The sequence below is a fragment of the Halomonas sp. I5-271120 genome, assembly GCF_030553075.1.
Taxonomy (GTDB): Bacteria; Pseudomonadota; Gammaproteobacteria; order Pseudomonadales; family Halomonadaceae; genus Onishia; species Onishia taeanensis_A.
This window is the reverse complement of the sequence record NZ_CP130701.1, coordinates 1,076,253-1,090,136: the sequence shown is the minus strand read 5'-3', so window position 1 is coordinate 1,090,136 and position 13,884 is coordinate 1,076,253. Positions and strand designations below refer to the sequence as shown.

Annotated in this window: 9 protein-coding genes; 5 read left to right on the top strand and 4 right to left on the bottom strand. The window is 63.0% G+C overall.

The annotated features are described in order from the left end of the window. Positions 1 to 47: 47 nt before the first annotated feature. The 3 genes from Q2K57_RS04790 (at position 48) to Q2K57_RS04780 (ending at position 3,684) form a co-directional block, all read left to right on the top strand. The gene (locus Q2K57_RS04790) at positions 48 to 623 is read left to right on the top strand and encodes a SprT-like domain-containing protein (protein ID WP_112053748.1); all 576 of its coding nucleotides are present in this window, start codon (positions 48 to 50) and stop codon (positions 621 to 623) included. A gap of 157 nt (positions 624 to 780) precedes the next feature. Then, the gene (gene acs, locus Q2K57_RS04785) at positions 781 to 2,730 is read left to right on the top strand and encodes an acetate--CoA ligase (protein WP_112053747.1); all 1,950 of its coding nucleotides are present in this window, start codon (positions 781 to 783) and stop codon (positions 2,728 to 2,730) included. Positions 2,731 to 3,021: 291 nt separating this feature from the next. Continuing rightward, the gene (locus tag Q2K57_RS04780; RefSeq protein WP_304526199.1) at positions 3,022 to 3,684 is read left to right on the top strand and encodes a response regulator transcription factor; all 663 of its coding nucleotides are present in this window, start codon (positions 3,022 to 3,024) and stop codon (positions 3,682 to 3,684) included. Positions 3,685 to 3,874: 190 nt separating this feature from the next. On the opposite strand, the gene Q2K57_RS04775 is transcribed toward Q2K57_RS04780, so the two are convergent. The 4 genes from Q2K57_RS04775 to Q2K57_RS04760 all read right to left on the bottom strand — a co-directional run bounded on the left by Q2K57_RS04775 (position 3,875) and on the right by Q2K57_RS04760 (position 10,740). Further along, positions 3,875 to 7,828 carry a NahK/ErcS family hybrid sensor histidine kinase/response regulator gene (locus tag Q2K57_RS04775; protein WP_304526198.1) on the bottom strand — a complete coding sequence of 1,318 codons (3,954 nt, stop codon included), beginning with the start codon at positions 7,826 to 7,828 and terminating at the stop codon, positions 3,875 to 3,877. A 240-nt stretch (positions 7,829 to 8,068) separates the two neighbouring features. Then, positions 8,069 to 8,584, bottom strand: coding sequence for a hypothetical protein (locus Q2K57_RS04770; RefSeq protein WP_304526197.1), 516 nt, complete (start codon positions 8,582 to 8,584; stop codon positions 8,069 to 8,071). A 94-nt stretch (positions 8,585 to 8,678) separates the two neighbouring features. Next, positions 8,679 to 10,475 carry a sodium:solute symporter family protein gene (locus Q2K57_RS04765; RefSeq protein ID WP_112053743.1) on the bottom strand — a complete coding sequence of 599 codons (1,797 nt, stop codon included), beginning with the start codon at positions 10,473 to 10,475 and terminating at the stop codon, positions 8,679 to 8,681. Between the two features lie 4 nt (positions 10,476 to 10,479). Further along, a complete protein-coding gene (locus tag Q2K57_RS04760) occupies positions 10,480 to 10,740 on the bottom strand; it encodes a DUF4212 domain-containing protein (RefSeq protein WP_112053742.1) in 261 nt (86 codons plus the stop codon). A 669-nt stretch (positions 10,741 to 11,409) separates the two neighbouring features. Between Q2K57_RS04760 and Q2K57_RS04755 the strand changes: the two genes are divergently transcribed. After that, on the top strand, positions 11,410 to 13,227 hold the full coding sequence (locus Q2K57_RS04755) for a putative nucleotidyltransferase substrate binding domain-containing protein (protein ID WP_304526196.1): 1,818 nt from the start codon (positions 11,410 to 11,412) through the stop codon (positions 13,225 to 13,227). A 14-nt stretch (positions 13,228 to 13,241) separates the two neighbouring features. Then, positions 13,242 to 13,859: a 3'-5' exonuclease gene (locus Q2K57_RS04750; protein ID WP_112053740.1), complete on the top strand. Its 618-nt coding sequence runs from the start codon at positions 13,242 to 13,244 to the stop codon at positions 13,857 to 13,859. The last annotated feature ends 25 nt before the right edge of the window (positions 13,860 to 13,884 follow it).

The window sequence follows — 13,884 nt, the reverse complement described above, 5'->3', positions numbered from 1 at the left end:
TAAGAGGCACTTTACGCGCCTGCCATGGCGCGCCATTCTAGCATCCCATGACCACCCCATCTTCTTCCGCTCCCGTTCTGCCAACCCCGGCCCCCGAGGAGCTAGAGCCGCTGGATGCCGCTGCGCTCCAGGCGTGTCTTCATCGGCGGGTCGAGGCCGCCTGGCAACTGTGTCGAGAGGTCCATCCTGGCCTGCCTCGGCCAAAGGTGTGGCTCGACCTGCGTGGCAAGAGCGCCGGCCAGGCGCATTTCGGCCGCGGCGGTCTGCGCTTCAATGCCCAACTTTTCGCCGAGAACCGTCAGGCATTCCTCGTCGAGGTGGTGCCCCACGAGATGGCGCACTGGCTGGTCTGGCACCTCGACGAAGGCCCTCGCCTGCGCCCCCATGGCCATGAGTGGAAGACGGTGATGCGCCAGCTGTTCGGGCTCTCGCCCAGCACCACCCATCGTTTCGATGTGGCCCGGGCGAGCCCTGCGCCTTATCGCTATGCTTGTGGCTGCCAGGCGCACTTCTTCAGCCTGCGTCGGCACCGCCGGGCCATGCGCGGCCAGGCGTATCGCTGTCGACAATGTGCCGAGACCTTGGTCTATCAATCCGCGCAGGCATTCGGGAAAAGCCAGTAAGCCTTTGTTATTCAATAAGATTGAGTGTCTACCAATGTCTAAAAGGCGCGGCCGCAAGCACAGGTATATGCTGGACTAGTTTTCCGGGTCGGCGGCGATAGGTAAACCGCGGCCGGCGACACTCCATTTCTGGCACTCTTCTGGACGAGGTTCCTCAATGACCGAACAGCCACATGTCCATCCGGTGCGCGATGACATCGCCGCCAACGCCTGGATCGATAACGCCAAATACCTGGCCATGTATCAGCAATCGGTAGACGATCCGGAAGGGTTCTGGGCCGAGCAGGCCAAGCGGCTCGACTGGATCAAGGCGCCGACCCGGGCCAAGAATACGTCGTTCGCCAGAGACAATGTCGACATCCGCTGGTACGAGGATGGCACGCTCAACGTCAGTGCCAACTGCCTGGACCGTCATCTCGAGACCCGCGGCGACCAGCCGGCGATCATCTGGGAAGGCGATGACCCCAGCGAGTCCAAGACCCTGACCTATCGCGAGCTGCATGCCCGCACCTGTCAGCTGGCCAACGCCATGAAGGAGATGGGCGTGAAGAAGGGTGATGTGGTCACCCTCTACATGCCGATGATTCCCGAAGCGGCGATGGCCATGCTGGCCTGTGCGCGCCTCGGCGCCGTCCACTCGGTGGTGTTCGGCGGCTTCTCCCCGGACGCCCTGGCCCAGCGTGTCATCGATGCCGAGTCGAAGCTGATCATCACCGCCGATGAGTCGGTGCGCGGCGGCAAGCAGGTGCCGCTCAAGGACAACGTCGATGCGGCCCTGACCCGCAAGGGTGCCGAGGTGGCCGAGTCGGTGCTGGTGGTCAAGCGTACCGGCGGCGACATCGACTGGCACGAGGGTCGCGACGTCTGGTTCCACGAGCGTGTCGATGGTCAGTCCACCGACTGCCCGGCGGAGGAGATGAACGCCGAGGATCCGCTGTTCATCCTCTATACCTCCGGTTCCACCGGCACGCCCAAGGGCCTGAAGCACACCACCGGTGGCTACCTGACCTATGCGGCCATGACTCACCAGTACGTCTTCGACTATCAAGAAGGCGAGGTTTACTGGTGCACCGCCGACGTGGGCTGGGTGACCGGCCACAGCTACATCGTCTACGGTCCGCTGGCCAATGGCGCCATCACCCTGATGTTCGAGGGCGTGCCAAGCTACCCGACCCACGGGCGCATGGGCGAGATCGTCGACAAGCACAATGTCAGCATTCTCTATACCGCGCCCACCGCGGTGCGGGCGCTGATGGCACACGGTGACGACGTGATGGCCTCCAGCAAGCGCGACAGCCTGCGCCTGCTGGGGTCAGTGGGCGAACCGATCAACCCCGAGGCCTGGGAATGGTTCTACCGAGTGATCGGTAACTCCCAGTGTCCGATCGTCGACACCTGGTGGCAGACCGAGACCGGCGGCATCATGATCTCGCCGCTGCCTGGCGCCACCGACCTCAAGCCGGGCTCTGCCACGCGGCCCTTCTTCGGCGTGCGGCCTGCGCTGGTCGACAATGAAGGCCATGTGCTGGAAGGCGCGACCGACGGCAACCTGGTGATCCTCGACTCCTGGCCGGGGCAGGCCCGCTCGATCTGGGGTAATCACGAGCGCTTCGTGCAGACTTACTTCTCGACCTACGACAATATGTACTTCACTGGCGATGGCTGTCGTCGTGACGAGGACGGCTATTACTGGATCACCGGCCGTGTCGATGATGTGCTCAACGTTTCCGGGCATCGCATGGGGACCGCCGAGATCGAGTCCTCGCTGGTGGCCCACGATGCGGTGGCCGAGGCCGCGGTGGTCGGGTTCCCCCACGATATCAAGGGCCAGGGCATCTACATCTACGTGACCCTGAACGATGGCATTGACCCAAGCGACGCCCTGAAGAAGGAGCTGACCCAGTGGGTGCGCAAGGACATCGGGCCGATCGCCTCGCCGGACGTGATCCAGTGGGCGCCGGGGCTGCCCAAGACGCGGTCGGGCAAGATCATGCGCCGCATCCTGCGCAAGATCGCCGCTAACGAGACCGATGGCCTGGGCGATACCTCCACGCTTGCCGATCCTTCGGTGGTCGAGGAGTTGATCGCCAATCGCGCGGCCAATTGACGTCTTCTGAACCGACGTATCAGGGAGGAACGCCGACCCGTCGTCGGAGCTTGGCAGGCGTTGCTGCCTGCCGGGATCCGCGGGGTCAGGGGACACGCCAGCCCGGGGTTCTTTCCTGTCTTGTACCGGCCTTCGGGCCGGTTTTTTGTGCTGTGGCAAGTAAATGTCGACAATTCCCCGGTAAGCTTGGGAATACCCGCTACCATGGGGTAACATGCCGTAAAACAACGGCGAACTCACCAGCGTCTACCGGTACGTTGGTCGCTGACAAGAGGATCCGGAGGAGTCTCAATGGCCTTTGCCCAGAAATTCATCGTCGCCGATGATCATCCGCTGTTCCGCGCTGCCCTCACTCAAGCGCTGAGGCAGCTGGCGCCCCAGGCCGAGATCGTGGAAGCCGACACCATGGAAGCCACCACCGAGGTGGTGACTCGCCACCCGGATGCCGACCTGATCCTTTTGGACCTGCACATGCCGGGTGCCCATGGCTTCTCTGGGCTGATCCAGCTGCGCGGCCAGAATCCCGATGTGCCGGTGGCGGTCGTTTCCGGCAGCGATGAACCCTATGTGGTGCGTCGCGCTATCGACTACGGCGCCTCCGGCTTCATTCCCAAGTCTTCTTCTCTGTCGCTGATCGCCGAGGCGGTGGGTGAGATTCTCGACGGTGAAGTGTGGCTGCCCGCCGAGCTTGCTGACGTGCTCGGCGAGGCCAACGAGGAAGAGTCGCGCTTCGCCGAGGCCATTGCGTCGCTGACGCCGCAGCAGTTTCGGGTCCTCAACATGCTCACCGAAGGGCTGCTCAACAAGCAGATCGCCTATGAGCTGAATGTCTCCGAGGCGCCCATCAAGGCGCATGTGACCGCCATCCTGCGCAAGCTTGGCGTTCACTCCCGCACCCAGGCGGTGATCGCTGCCCAGAAGCTCGAGGTCGAGCCGCCCAAGGTCGAGTCCTGATCGCAGGCCAGGCCGTTCCTGAGACCAGCGTCTGAGAGCGGCACCGAAGCCCCGCCAGGCGTGTCGCCGACAGGCCGTCCTCGCCGGTCTTCCCGACAAGAAAGAGCCCGCCATCTCGGCGGGCTTTTTTTATTGGTTAATGCTCGTTTTATTGCTGAAGGCTCGGATGACCCGAAAACGGGGGCGCTGATCAGCTCTCGTGGCGGCTGCTGGCGCGGTTGGCCTGCAGGGTGCGGGTCAGCAGCGCGCGCAGGGCGGCGGGGCGAACCGGCTTGAGCAGCAGCTGGTAGCCCGCTCGCTTGATCTCCTCGGCGACTTCTTCGGTGCGATCGGCGGTGATCACGATGCCGGGCACCGGGCCCTCGCTGCGTTCGGCCAAGGCGTCCAGGGCCATCAGGCCGGTCACCTCGTTGTCCAGATGATAGTCGGCGAGTATTGCATCTGGATCGCTTTGCAGGTGGCGCAGGATCGACTTGGCGCCGCCGATCGAGGTGGCAGTGAAAACCTCGCAGCCCCAGCCGGTGAGCATGGCCTTCATGCCCTCGAGGATCAGCGTCTCGTTGTCGATACAGACTACGCGCGTGCCGGCGAGCTTGTTGCCGGCGCGCCGCGGAGAGGGCTCTTCCTGAGTGCTTGCCTGCTGGGCGGCCACCGTCGGTACGGCCACCGAGAAGACGGTGCCGACGCCCTCCCAGGAACGCACCCGGATCGGATGGTCCAGCACCCGGCTCATGCGGTCGGCGATCGACAGCCCCAGGCCCAGTCCCTTCTCGCTTTCCTTGTGCCGCGAGGCCTGATCGAGGCGGCGGAACTCCTGGAAGATTTCGGCCTGCTTGGCCTCGGGAATGCCGGGGCCGGTATCCCAGACCTCGATGACCAGCTGTCCCTCGCGGCGGCGACAGCCCAGCAGCACCCGACCCTGTTGGGTGTAACGGATGGCGTTGGAGAGGAAGTTCTGCACGATGCGCCTGAGCATCTGGGCGTCGCTGTCGACCCACTGTTCGGTCGCAACCACCACCAGGTCCAGGCCCCGCTCCTCGGCCATTACTTCAAACTCGGCGCGCAGTGGACGGAAGACATCGGCCAGTGCGAAGTGGCTGCGGCGCGGGGTCAGGGCCCCGGCGTCCAGCTTGGAGATGTCGAGCAGGGTGCTGAGCAGCTCCTCGGCCGCCTGCAGCGAGTTGTCGATATGGCTGATGGTGCGCGACAGGTCTTCGGCGTCGTCCTGTTGAGCCAGTGCCGAGGTGAACAGGCGCGCGGCGTTCAAGGGCTGCAGCAGGTCGTGGCTGGCCGCCGCCAGGAAGCGGGTCTTGGAGGCGTTGGCATCTTCGGCCACCTGTTTGGCCTGGCGCAGGGCCTGCTCGGCCTCGGCGCGTACCCGGTTCTCCTGGCGCAGGGCGGCGTTGGCATCCGAGAGCGCCAGGGTGCGCTCGCGCACTCGTTCCTCGAGGTTCTCGTTGGTCTCCTTGAGGGCAATCTCGGCTAGGCGGCGTTCGGTGATGTCCTGATAGAGGGCGAAGAAACCGAGGATGGTGCCGCTGTCGCCGAAGTGCGGCGTATAGGTGACCAGCAGGTAGCGGGTGCCGCCCTCGTCATCGCGCTGGGAAATCTCGAAGCTGACCCGCTCGCCGGACAGTGAGCGGCGCATCCAGGGCAGGCCCTCGTCGGCGACGTGCCGCGGCATCACCTCCTCGAAGCGCTTGCCGATCACCGCATTGCGGTCGATGCCGAAGACCTGTTCATAGGCACGGTTGGTGAAGAGGTAGCGACATTCCTTGTCGAAGTAGGCGATCAACGCCGGCACGTTGTCGGTGTAGATGCGGATGTTGTTCTCCGAGCGGATCAGCGCTTCCTCGGTGCGCTTCTGGCGGGTGATGTCCTGGTAGGTATAGACGAAGCCGCCCCCCGGCATCGGCATGCCCTGCACCTCGAGCACGGTGCTGTCCTGGCGATAGCGCACATAGCGGTGGGGCTGACCCTCGCGGATGTTGTCGACCAGCAACTCGACATGCTCTTCGGGATCGCCCGGGCCGTATTCGCCGTTGTGGGCGTTATAGCGCAGTACCTTGTCGAAGGGAGCGCCGACCCGAATCAGATGGTCGGGGAAGCGGAACAGCTCCAGGTAGCGCTGGTTCCACACCACCAGGCGCAGGTTCTGGTCGACCACGCTGATGCCCTGGTTGATGTTCTCGATGGTGGCCTGAAGCAGGGCGCGGTTGAACTCGAGCACCTGGGAGGCCTCATCGACGATCGAGATCACGTCCGAGATACCGATACCGCGCCCCTGCAGTGCAGAGTTGACGACGATGCGCGCCGAGGAGGCGCCGAGCACCGAAGCCAGGAAGCGCTCGGTGAACTGGATGATATCGATGGAGGCGCGCTGCGGGTCCTCGAGGTTCTTGCCGTTGCGCCGGGCGTAGTCATCGAAAGCGCGCTGCACCTGATCGGCGCCGAGGAAGCGCTCACACAGTACCTTGAGATCGCCCACCGTGGTGGCGCCCGCCCAGGGCCTGTTGACCGGTGTCTGGCGGGTCTCGACGCTGTCGACGAACAGTGACGCCTGGATGCGCTCGACCACCCGCTGCGGGGTCATCTGCGAGACGAAGATATAACCGAACAGGTTGAGGCCGAGTGACAGCATCACGCCGTGGGTGAAGTTATCGCTGACATTGAGGCCGAACAGGTCAGTGGGCGAGAGCCAGCCAATGCCCAGCGGCCCGCCGGCGAGCCAATCGCCGGGCAGCACCCCGGCCTGGATAAGGGCAGGCGTCAGCAGCGTGTAGGCCCAGATGGCGAAGCCGATGTTCATGCCGACGATCACGCCCAGACGATTGCCGCGCTTCCAGTACAGGCCGCCGAGCAGAGCCGGGGCGAACTGGGCGGCGGCGGCGAACGACAGCATGCCGGTGGAGGCCAGGGTGCTGAATTCAGCGGTCAGCTGATAGAAGCCGTAGGCAAGCCCCAGGATGATCACGATGGTGACGCGGCGGGCGCGCAGCACCAGTCGGCCATAGTCCCGAGCCTTGGTATCGAACCAGCGCAGGCGGAACAGCAGCGGAATGACGATCTCGTTGGAGATCATGATCGAGATCGCCACGGTGGCGACGATCACCATGCCAGTGGCCGCCGAGAAGCCGCCGATGAAGGTCAGCAGCGTCAGCGGCACATTGTCGGCCGCCATGGGAATGGCCAGCACATAGGTATCGGGCTCGATGTTGGTGCCGGAGAACAGCGTCAGGCCGGCGGCGGCTAGCGGCAGCACGAAGACCCCGAAGGCGACCAGGTAGAGCGGGAACAGCCAGCGGGCGCGCCGCGCATCGTCGCGGTGCGTGTTCTCGACCACGGCAACGTGAAACTGACGCGGCAGGCAGAAGACCGCCAGCATCGCCAGCAGGGTCTGCGCCCAGAAGCCGTTGCCGAAGTCCTGTTCGGCCAGTTGGCGCTGCAGCTCAAGCTGGATGTCGGCCCGTGCCAGCAGGTCACCCAGGCCGTCGAAGAGCCCCCAAGTGACGTAGGCGCCGAGCATCAAGAAGGCCGCTAGCTTGACCAGTGACTCGAAGGCAATGGCCTGGATGAGGCCCTCGTGATGCTCGGTGGCATCGGTATGGCGGGTGCCGAAGAGGATCGCGAACAGCGCCATCACCGCCGCTACGTAGAAGGCGGTGTCGGCGAACAGCGGGGCGCGGGTCACGTCGGTGCTGTCGGTGAGCACCTGGAAGGCGGCCGCTACCGCCTTCAGCTGCAGGGCGATGTAGGGCAGGGTGCCAATCAGCGCCACCAGGCTTGCAAAGGCGGCAAGCGACTGGGTCTTGCCGTAGCGGGAGGCGATGAAGTCGGCGATCGAGGTGACGTTCTGATGCTTGGCGACGCGGATCATCTTGGCCAGCACCGGCCAGAACAGCAGGAAGGTCAGGATCGGGCCGACGAAGATGCTGGCAAACGACCAGCCCGAGGTGGCGGCCTCACCCACTGCACCATAGAAGGTCCAGGAGGTGCAGTAGATGGCCAGCGCCAGACTGTAGATGATTGGGCGTCGTTGGCTTGGCCCATGCTGCTGGGCATGACGGTCGCCCCGCCAGGCAATGGCGAAGAGGACGATGATATACAGAAGCGATATGGCGATCAGTAGCCAGCCGTGGAACATGCCTGCTCTCCCTCGAATGTCGACCCATTCTAGGGCAATGCTGCCCCGGAAGGCAGCCGGTGAGGGGCATCGGATCAGGCCAATGGTCCGAGGACCAGGCCCTCCGTCGAGCATAAGTCTCGATGAGGCTCACAGGCTCGGTAGCTCAAGATATGGAGCGCTTGGCAGTCGATCAGTGCAGGAAAGGCCCCGGTGGGGCCTGGACGGCAGGTGGAGTGGCGGGGACGACTGGTATGGCCCTCAGGAGGCGGTGCAGACCGCCTTGAAGACCGGGTCGTTGGTCTCGAGGCGTACGAGTTCGTCAAGCTTCGGTTCGCCGGTAGACTCGTCAAGCGGCAGCCGCTCGCGGGTGGTGCAGTTCATCAGGTAGGGCCGCGTGGTGACATGGTCAATGGCCTGTTTTTCGAAGCGATAGCGAATGAACTCGACGAGCTGATCATCACCTGCCTGGCGACGGATCAGGTTCTCCCGGTCAATGACCTGGAAGGCTGTCGTCATCGGGAAGAAATAGGTCCAGGGCCGCCAGAACACCTCGCTCTTTTCGCTCGATACCACCTTGGCCGAGGGCGGCAGCTGCTGCTGTTTGTGATCGAACCAGCTGTATTCTGCATGGATTTGGTAGGCCAGCATGCCGAGTCCGCCAAAGGCCGGGATGATCCAGCGCGGCAGCCGCTTGCCGCTGAGCTTTCTCAGCAGCAGGGCGATGCCCGCCGCGCCGAGACCGGCGAAGACCGCTGCGATCAGGTGCCACATCATATTCGGGTTTCCTCAAAGCAATCGGGCTTCCTGCTGGAAGCCCGATTGGGTGATGCCGTGGCGCCGGGTGGCGCTGTCAGGCGTGCATTATGACTTAGTGATCCACCGCCATGCCAGCACCCTTCGGATAGCGGACGCTTTCCACCAGGTCCTGGATTTCCTGCGGCGGCGCCTTGGTGGCGCGGGAGACGCTGAAGGCCACGGCGAAGTTGATCATCGCGCCTACCGCACCGAAGGACAGCGGCGAGATGCCCAGGATCCAGTTATCCGGGGTATTAGGCAGAGTGTTGGTGCCCGGAATGAAGAACCATCCCAGGTAGGTGAAGATGTACAGCAGGGTGGCGACCAGGCCCGAGAGCATGCCGGCCACGGCGCCATGGTTGTTCATCCGCTTGGAGAAGATGCCCATCATCAGCACCGGGAATAGCGAGGCACCGGCGATGCCGAAGGCCAGGGCCACCGTCTGCGCCGCGAAGCCCGGGGGGTTCAAGCCCAGGAAGGTCGCCAGCAGGATGGCACCGGCCATCGAGATGCGTGCCGCCAGCATCTCGCCCTTCTCGGTGATCTGCGGGTTGATCATGGTCTTGATCAGGTCATGGCTGACCGCCGACGAGATGGCCAGCAGCAGGCCGGCGGCCGTGGACAGGGCTGCCGCGATACCACCTGCAGCGATCAAGCCGATGACCCAGCCGGGCAGGTTGGCGATCTCCGGGTTAGCCAGTACCAGGATGTCGTTATTGACGTTGAGCTCGCTACCGTTCCAGCCACGCTGTGCGGCAGTCTCGGCGAAGTCGGCGTTGCTGTCGTTGTAGACCTGGATGCGACCGTCGCCGTTTTTGTCGTCGAAGGTGATCAGATTGGTCTCTTCCCAGGTCTTGATCCACTCGGGACGGTCGGCATAGAGGATCGGGTTGTTGGCGGCGTCCTCGTAGCTCTCGACCTGGCCGGCCATGTCCGGATAGACGGTGGTCATCAGGTTCAGGCGTGCCATGGAGCCCACGGCCGGGGCGGTCAGGTAGAGCAGGGCGATGAACACCAGTGCCCAGCCGGCGGACCAGCGCGCATCGGCGACCTTGGGCACGGTGAAGAAGCGGATGATGACGTGGGGCAGGCCCGCGGTACCGACCATGAGCGACATGGTGAACAGCACCATGTTCAGCTTGTTGTCGACGTCTGCCGTGTAGTCGCGGAAGCCCAGTGCATTGATCACATCATCCAGTTTCTCGAGCAGCGGCACACCGGATGCGGTGTGAGTGCTGAACATGCCGAGCCCGGGAATGGGATTGCCGGTCAGTTCCAGCGCAATGAACACCGCCGGGATGGTGTAGGCGATGATTAGCACCACGTACTGGGCCACCTGGGTGTAGGTAATGCCCTTCATGCCGCCGAAGACCGCATACAGGAACACGATGAAGGCGGCGATCCAGATGCCCCAGGTGTTGCTGACTTCGAGGAAGCGCGAGAAGGCAACGCCGGCACCAGTCATCTGACCGATGACGTAGGTGATCGAGGCCACGATCAGGCAGATCACCGCTACCAGGCGCGCGGTGTTGCTGTAGAAGCGGTCACCGATGAAGTCCGGCACGGTAAACTTGCCGAACTTGCGCAGGTAGGGGGCCAGCAGCATCGCCAGGATGACGTAGCCGCCGGTCCAGCCCATCAGGAAGGTGGAGTTGGCGTAGCCGCCAGAAGCCAGCAGGCCGGCCATGGAAATGAATGATGCCGCCGACATCCAGTCGGCGGCCGTGGCCATGCCGTTGGTGACCGGATGTACCCCGCCGCCAGCGACGTAGAAGTCCTTGGTGGAACCCGCTCGGGCCCAGATCGCGATCCCGATATACAGGGCGAAGGAAGCGCCCACGAATAGCAGGTTAATGGCAAATTGACTCATGCGATTACTCCCCGAGACCGAACTTTTTGTCGAGGCGGTTCATCTTCCATGCGTAGAAGAAGATGATGCCGATGAAGGTGAGGATCGATCCTTGCTGAGCGAACCAGAAGCCCAGGTCAGTCCCGCCCACGGGAATGCCCGCCAGCAGCGGACGCAGCAGAATGGCGAAGCCATAGGACACCAGCGCCCAGACGATCAGGCAGCCGGTGATTAGACGCACGTTGGCCGACCAGTAAGCAGCAGCATTGGATTTTTCATCTGCCATAGTCATGCTCTCCGGATGTTCCAGGGTTGAGTTGTTGTACCGACATTAAGCGCGATGTATCAGGTCGATCATTCTTCGAGCATCACCCCGAGTCGCGTTTCCAGTCGTGGATGAAATTGCGAGGTTAGGGCGAGATGTCATCAGAATTGTCCTCATCATCGGCCTTCTCTCGGTGCCTCGATAAGACGTTGGTTTATTGTTTCTTTGTCTTTGGTGGAATGCGCGCTGATGTCACTGCATTCATCAGCCCTGATACTGGTCAATAACCCTGGAAAAACAATCCCAGACTTTGGTATCAGGGCGCGCAGGCGTTGTGAAAGGTTTTTCTAAATTCCTTTTAATTCAATGTTTTAATGTTTATTGTGGTTTTTATTAACCTGTCTTTAGTCGTTCGGTTAGGACGATGGTATAGCCCGGTTTTGATCGACATCATCCAAAAGGAAAAAGGTTGAACGATGGTCTAGGTGTCGGTCCGTGAGAAGCTGTTGCTATGCTGCCTGACAGTGAAATGATGTTTGGCGGGCGCCGTCAGATCAGCCATCACTGTCGTGACGTGAAAAGGCGCTTGCACTCGCTCTCGATACAGATAAGACGAAGGTCGCGCCATGCGGCCGGTGAGCTGAGTCGTTATCCGCGGTGACATGGCCGCCGCACAACGAGGTCATCGCCATGGTCGATGTCGATCTCTCCCAACCGCCTTTCTCGCTGCTCGATGATGACGGGCGTGAGCTGGTGCGGCGTGGCGTGGATCTGGCTTATTACGAAAGCGACGAGGTACTGCTCGACGCGGGCCAGCCCGGCGAATACGTCTACCTGATTCACAAGGGTGAGGTCGCCGAGCTGGATACCTCCGAACCCAGTGCTACGGCTCGCATCGGCCACTACACGGCGGGGGATCTGTTCGGCGCAATCAGCATTCTCAACGGTAAGAGCCGCTACCGCTTCAAGGCCGAACAGGAATGCCTTTGCTACCTGTTGCCGCGCACGCTCTTCGAACGACTGTGCGAGCGCTACCCTGCTTTCGCCGAGTTCTTCCGCCAGCGCCTCTCCGACAAGACGCGGTTGATGACCGAACGACGTGCCGAGGGTGGCGTGAGCATGGCCGGCTTCATGCTGGCGCGTATCGCCGAATGCATGCGACCGCCGCTACTGGTCGAGGAAGACACCAGCATCGCCACGGCGGTGCGCACCCTCAACGACAGCCGTGCCGACAGCCTGCTGGTTCGCCAGGGGCCGCGTCTGGGGATGGTCACCAAGACCGACCTGCTCAATGCTCTGGTGATCGACGGCGGCGATCAGCAAAGCCTGGTGGTCGAAATCGCTCACTTCTCGCTGGTCAGTGCTCGTCCCGATCAGTATCTGTTCGAGGCGCTGGTCAATATGACGCGCCACGAGGTGGCGAGGGTGGTGGTGATCGAGGGCTCTCAGGCGGTGGGGGTGGTGGAGCTCACCGACGTGCTGAGCTACTTCTCGAGCCGCAGCTATGTGGTCAGCCTGCAGGTCGAGCAGGCGGACAGCCTCGAGGAGCTTGCGGCGGCCAGCGCACGCACTCCAGAGCTTGTGAAGGCGTTGATGGTACAGGGCGTCAAGCTGCGTTTCGCCATGGACCTGCTGGCGGCGCTGAACGGTCGCATCATGCACAAGGCCTGGGTGTTTAAGATCGATGAGGCGCGCCAGCATCAAAGCTGCCTGATGGTGATGGGCAGCGAAGGACGTGGCGAGCAGATTCTCAAGACGGATCAGGACAACGGCTTGATCCTTGCCGACGACGCCGACTGGCCCGACTGTAGCGTCGAGATGGAGAACTTCACCGAGACCCTGGTGGCGCTCGGCTATCCGCGCTGTCTGGGCAATATCATGGTCTCCAACCCGGCCTGGGTCGGGCGGGTCAAGGACTGGCGGGAGCGCATCAGCCGGTGGGTCGAGCGTCGCGACGGCGAAAGCCTGATGAAGCTGGCGATCATCCTCGACGCCCATGCGGTGGCCGGCAATACGGCCCTGCTCGACGAAGTGCGTGATGGGCTGTTCGAGGCCTGCGGGGGCAACGAGCTGTTGCTGACGTACTTCGCCCGAGCGGCGCTGCAGTTCTCCACGCCGCTGAGCCTGTTCGGCACCCTGAAGAAACCCCAGCACGGCATCGATATCAAGAAGGGGGGCATCTTCCCCATCGTGCATGGGGTGCGCACTCTGGCGTTGGAGCGGGGCATTCGCGCCACGTCGACGCTGGAGCGGCTGGATGCCCTGGTGGCCGATGGCCGCCTGGATGCGCGCTTCGCCGAGGATCTGGGTGAGGCGCTGTCGCTGTTCACCGAGCTGCGCCTCAAGCAGCAGCTCGAGCACCTGGACGGCGTCAATGCCGAGCGCGACGCCAATCGGGTCGTAGTGCAGCAGCTGTCGTCACTGGAACGTGACCTGCTGCGTGAGGCGCTGCATATCGTCAAGGACTTCAAACAGCGTCTGACCCAGCGTTTTCATCTGGAATATTGACGGCAGGAGGCAGGATGTTAAAAGCGTGGCGCCGTGTGACCGATCGTCGTCGCCAGGCCGGTGGCGATTACGGTTGGCTGTTCAATCCCTATACCGGCGACGAGATGGTGGCCATCGACTGCGAGACCACCGGCCTCGATACGCGTCGCGACGAGCTGGTCTCGATCGCCGCGGTCAAGGTCCGCGGCGACCGGGTGCTGACCAGCGAGTCGCTGGATCTGAGATTGTCGCGTCCGGCCCGCCTGACCGGTGACTCGATCTGCATCCACGGCCTGCGCGGCATCGACCTGGAAGGCGGCGCGAGCGTCGAGGATGCCCTCGCGCAGTTTCTGGATTTCGTCGGTAACCGGCCGCTGGTGGGCTGGTGCGTGGCCTTCGATATTGCCATGCTCAATCGCCAGCTGCGTCCTCGTTTCGGCTTCGACTTGCCCAATGCCACCGTCGATATCGCCCAGCGCTATGCCCGGGCAGTGCGTCGCGTAAGCCCGGACATAGAGCCCAGCCTGCGCTTCGAGGCCATGGCTGAGTCCCTCGGCGTGCCGGTCATGGGGCGCCATACGGCACTCGGCGATGCCGTCACCACGGCCTTGATGTACGTGCGCCTGAACAAATCAAGCCGCGTCACGGCCTGAACGACCTCTTCGGCGGTGGGCCGCC